The 4,365-nt window shown below is 69.5% G+C and carries 3 protein-coding genes, 1 tRNA gene and 1 rRNA gene; all 5 read right to left on the bottom strand.

The features are described from left to right. On the bottom strand, positions 1-1,131 hold a 1,131-nt coding region (locus I53_RS05385), incomplete at its 3' end, for a replication-associated recombination protein A (protein WP_043347518.1). A gap of 99 nt (positions 1,132-1,230) precedes the next feature. Beyond that, a complete protein-coding gene (locus tag I53_RS05380) occupies positions 1,231-2,688 on the bottom strand; it encodes a Do family serine endopeptidase (protein WP_043347519.1) in 1,458 nt (485 codons plus the stop codon). A gap of 126 nt (positions 2,689-2,814) precedes the next feature. After that, a complete protein-coding gene (locus I53_RS05375) occupies positions 2,815-3,300 on the bottom strand; it encodes a MucR family transcriptional regulator (protein WP_043347515.1) in 486 nt (161 codons plus the stop codon). A 536-nt stretch (positions 3,301-3,836) separates the two neighbouring features. Next, positions 3,837-3,913, bottom strand: a tRNA-Met gene (locus tag I53_RS05370). Positions 3,914-4,020: 107 nt separating this feature from the next. Then, positions 4,021-4,136, bottom strand: a 5S ribosomal RNA gene (rrf, locus tag I53_RS05365). Between the last annotated feature and the right edge of the window lie 229 nt (positions 4,137-4,365).

Genomic DNA, 4,365 nt, shown 5'->3' with positions numbered 1-4,365 from the left:
GTTGAGGATGGTCCGCGGCGGCGGCAGGGAGCCCGCCTCCTTGGCGAGCCGGGTCGCGGCCTTGTAGGCGGTGTAGACCGCGTTCGATTTCGGCGCGCAGGCGAGGTAGATCGCCGCCTGGGCGAGCGCCAGCTCCCCCTCCGGACTGCCGAGGAAGTCGAAGGCGTCCTTGGCGGCGTTGGCCACCACCAGGGCCTGCGGGTCGGCGAGCCCGACATCCTCCACCGCCATGCGCACCAGCCGGCGGGCGATGAACAGCCGGTCCTCCCCGGCATCGAGCATCCGGCAGAGGTAGTAGAGCGCCGCGTCCGGATCCGAGCCGCGCACGGTCTTATGCAGGGCCGAGATCAGGTTGTAGTGGCCCTCCTGCGCCTTGTCGTAGATCGGCGCCCGCCGCTGCACGATGGCCTGCAGGGCCTCCGCGTCGAGAGTCTCCCCCGGTTGCGCCGAGCGCCACACCTCCTCCGCCAGGGTCAGGGCCGCCCGCCCGTCGCCGTCGGCCATGCGGACCAGCACGCCGCGCGCCTCCTCGGTGAGCGGCAGGGCTCGGCCCGTCAGCGCCTCGGCCCGCACCAGCAGCCGCGCGATGGCGCCCGGATCGAGGGCCCGGAACAGCAGCACCCGGGCCCGGGACAGGAGCGCGGCGTTCAGCTCGAACGAGGGGTTCTCCGTCGTCGCCCCCACCAGCGTGACGGTGCCGTCCTCCATGACCGGCAGGAAGGCGTCGAGCTGCGCCCGGTTGAACCGGTGGATCTCGTCGACGAACAGCAGGGTCGCCTGTCCGGTCGCCCGGCGCTTGCGCGCGGCCTCGAACACCTTGCGCAGGTCGGGCACGCCCGAGAAGATCGCCGAGATCTGCTCGAAATGCAGGTCCGTGCCCTGTGCCAGCAGCCGCGCCACGGTGGTCTTGCCGGTGCCGGGCGGTCCCCAGAAGATCAGCGAGCCGAGGCTGCGCCCGCGCAGCAGGCGCGTGAGCGCCCCGCCCTCCCCGGTCAGGTGCTCCTGGCCGACGACCTCGGCAAGGCTCTGCGGCCGCAGGCGGTCTGCGAGGGGGCGGCCCGCCTCGGTGCCGGAGGCGCGGCCGGAATCCGGCGCGGAGGGCGGCTCCGCGGAAGCGAACAGGTCGGACATCTGCGCATCAACACCGGGCGCGACCGGCGGCGCAAGCGGCGCGCCCGACCTTGCCCACGCTTGCCCACGGTCGCGAGCCGGTGCCGGGCTCGCCCGGGATCAGCCGCCGAACACCGAGGTCAGGACCTCGCCGTTGCGGTTGATCGCCACTTCCCAGGAATTGAGGCTGTTGCGGGTGACCCGGTCGAGATCCTTGGTGGTCGCCATCGGCACGCCGTTGACCGCTACGATCACGTCCCCCTTCTGCAGCCCCACCCGGGCGGCGATGGAGTTCTCGTCCACGGCCTGCACGGCCACACCGTCGGCGGGGAAATCGACCTGCATCTCCTCGGCCACCGCGGGCGAGGTGTTTACGAGCGTCGCGCCCAGGAACGGCGAGCGGGTCTTCACCTTGAGCATGTCCCGCGGCCGCGTCTCCGGCGCCGGAGCGAGCTTGACCGCCACCGTCTGGCGGGTCGTGCCGCGCAGGATCCCGAACCGGGCGTTGCCCTGGATGCCCTTGAGGGCGAAGCGGTAGCCGAAGGCCTCCGGGTCGGCGACTTCCTGGCCGTCGACGGTGAGGATCAGGTCGCCGCGCTTCAGGCCCGCCTCCTCGGCGGGGCTCTTGGCCTGCAGGCTCGCCACCAGCACGCCGGTCGGGTGGTCGAGGCCCATGCTGTCGGCGATGTCGGGGGTCACGCTCTGGATGCGCGCGCCGAGCCAGGGCCGGCGCACGATGCCCGCGCCGTCGCGGGCGGCATCGACCACGGCCTTGACCATGCCCACGGGAATCGCGAAGCCGATGCCGTGGCTTCCGCCCGACTGCGAGTAGATCGCGGTGTTGATGCCCACGAGCTGGCCGCGCAGATCGACCAGCGCCCCGCCCGAATTGCCCGGGTTGATCGCCGCGTCGGTCTGAATGAAATACTGATAGTCCGCCGAGCCGACCTGCGTGCGCGCCAGCGCCGAGACGATGCCCTGCGTCACCGTCTGGCCGACGCCGAACGGGTTGCCGATCGCCATCACGAAGTCGCCGACCTCGAGGGCGTCGGCGTCGCCGAACGGCATCGGCACGAGGCCCTTCGGCGGTTCCTTGATCTTGAGCACCGCGAGATCGGTGCGGGTGTCGCGCATCACGATCGTGGCCTCGAACTCGCGCCGGTCCGCCAGGGCGATCCGAACCTCGTTCATGTTGTCGATGACGTGGTTGTTGGTGATCACGAGCCCGTCGGCATCGACCAGCACCCCCGAGCCCAGGGACCGCTGCGCCCGGTCGCCCCGGGGCCCGCGGCCGCCCTCCGGCTCGCCGAAGAAGCGGCGCATGAACTCCTCCATGGCGCTGGTGCGCGCGCTGGAGCGCTTGTCCACGTGGGACGCGTAGACGTTCACCACCGAGGGCGCGGCCCGCTTCACCACGGGGGCGAAGGAGAGCTGCACGTCGGCCTTGCTGAGGGGCACGACCTTCGCCGTGCCGTCTTTCGCAGGCTCCCGGGTCTCCGTACGCGCCATCTGCGCCGCGGCCGGGCTGGCGGCCAGCAGGGCTGCGACGAGGGCGGGCAGGGTGAGGCGGGTCAGCATGCAGGTCTCCGGCGTCGGGGCGGGCGCGCCGTCCAGGCCGAGAGAAGGCAGGCGCACCTTGTGGCCCTACGCTATCGAGGCCGATTGCGGCAGGGCGACGACACCTTCACGGCAAGCGGTGCGTCGTCAGACAGCCTCCTTGCTACGGGTCCGCCGCTTCCCGATGGGTTGCGGCGCGGGCTCAGGCTCGGGGGCCGGCGCCGCCGTCGCCGCGCGCGGCTGCCCCAGTCCCAGGGAGCGGGCGAGCTGCGAGCGTTGCTCGGAATAGCTCTGCGCGGTCATCGGGTAGTCGGGGGCGAGGCCCCACTTGGCGCGGTAGGCCTCCGGGGTCAGGCCGCGCAGGGTGAGATGGCGGCGCAGCGTCTTGTAGGGCTTCCCATCCTCGAAGGAGATCAGGAAATCCGAGGTGATCGAGCGCCGGATTTCCTGCGGGGTCGCCTTGGTGGCCGGGGTGGGGGCGCCGGCATCGCAGATCCCTCGGATCGCCGCATGCACCTCGTTGAGGAGGCCGGGCAGATCCGCGCTCTGCACGTGATTGTGGCTCACATAGGCCGAGACGATCTCAGAGGCGAGAGTGACGAAGCGGAGGGAACCGTCGGTCGACTGAGCCATGTCTCGTGCGTTGCCTTCTCGTGATGACGAAGCTCGCCAGAACGCAAGCACTGCGTCGCGATTCGGGCGCCTGATACAATCGCATTCCGAAGATGGGTCAAGTCTTAAATTCAGGATCGGGGTATAAGGGTCCAAACAACGCAAGAAGAGTGATTTTGATCGCTCAACCTCAAGGAGTAATGCCTGCCAGGGCGTCGCTTGTGCGCAATCGATATTGCCACTTTGTCCTTCCGAGTCGGATATGGCCGTCTTCTACAGCCGGAGGGATGCGGCGGCGCGGGCTATAGAGCTTTCAAGCCCGCGGTTACCCGTCGATTGTGCGCTCAGGATGCATTTCCAGCCGCTATCGCGAGCAGGCGAAAGCAACTCCAGCGAGCCTTCTCGGGTGACGGGCGCTATGCGGCGCGAGAGGCCCTGTGGATTCTGGGCGTCGCGGCGGCCGACCTGAAGTCGGGGGAGCTCAGATGCCTCGGCGCAGAGGGGTCGGCCGAACGAAAAAACCCGCCGCGCTTTTGGGCGCGGCGGGTTTGTGTGTTTGGTTGCGGGGACAGGATTTGAACCTGTGACCTTCAGGTTATGAGCCTGACGAGCTACCGGGCTGCTCCACCCCGCGCCAAGAGTGTTTCGGCGTGTCCGGGGCGCCTGCCGCGATGGGCGGTGGCGCTGTCGTCCGGGGCCGGATCGGTGTCGTGTCGAGGGAATGCCGATTGCGATGGGCGGGTCTGGCGGCGACCGACTCTCCCGTGTCTTGAGACACAGTACCATAGGCGCTGGCGTGTTTAACGGCCGAGTTCGAGATGGGATCGGGTTCTGGGCACGCCGCTCAGGCCACCAGACCGGCGCATCGCAATTCTTTTGGGACTCGGCGGCGCAGGGTGCTGCGGCGTCGAGTGTTGTGTTCGGCAAGCATGCAGCGTCGTCGCTGCGGGTCTTCGTTGTGGCGTGTGTCTCTGGCATCGCCCGCCNTTGCGCGGCCGATCCAGTCCGGACACGGATCACGAGAGCGATCAAGCCAATCGGGCGATTAGTACCGGTCGGCTCAACGCGTCGCCGCGCTTGCACCCC

It is taken from the genome of Methylobacterium sp. B1 (assembly GCF_000333255.1).
Classification (GTDB): Bacteria; Pseudomonadota; Alphaproteobacteria; order Rhizobiales; family Beijerinckiaceae; genus Methylobacterium; species Methylobacterium fujisawaense.
Note: the sequence above shows the minus strand (reverse complement) of the source record. Positions and strands in the feature narration are given on the sequence as shown.